This window comes from Bacillus sp. AFS053548, from assembly GCF_002575105.1.
In the GTDB taxonomy this organism is placed as follows: Bacteria; Bacillota; Bacilli; order Bacillales; family Bacillaceae_G; genus Gottfriedia.
On sequence record NZ_NUHI01000042.1, the window covers coordinates 84,487 to 84,751 of the forward strand.

Here is a 265-nt window from a genome sequence, read left to right on the forward strand (position 1 = left end):
TCCATCTGAACATACGGCTAACTCTTTAATTCCAACATCAATTCCAAGTGAGACATTTGTCAGTTCAACAATTGGTTTAGATTCTTCAATCCCTACAGAAATATACCAGTATTTTCCATCATTACTAATTCTAGGATTATAGTATTTTTTATCTGGTATACATTCAGAAACTACAACCCAACCGACCTTTTCAATTAACACTTTCTTTCCTTTTACTTTCAACTTCACATTATCGTTATAAAAAGATGGTTTTGATTTTCTTTTA

General features: G+C 30.6%; 1 protein-coding gene (cut by a window edge). It reads right to left on the reverse strand.

The features are described from left to right. The coding region annotated (locus CN946_RS20515) for an RNA-guided endonuclease InsQ/TnpB family protein (protein WP_286134004.1) crosses the window boundary (this coding region is incomplete at its 5' end): on the reverse strand, positions 1 to 265 show 265 of its 682 nt. Its footprint begins 417 nt before the window's first position.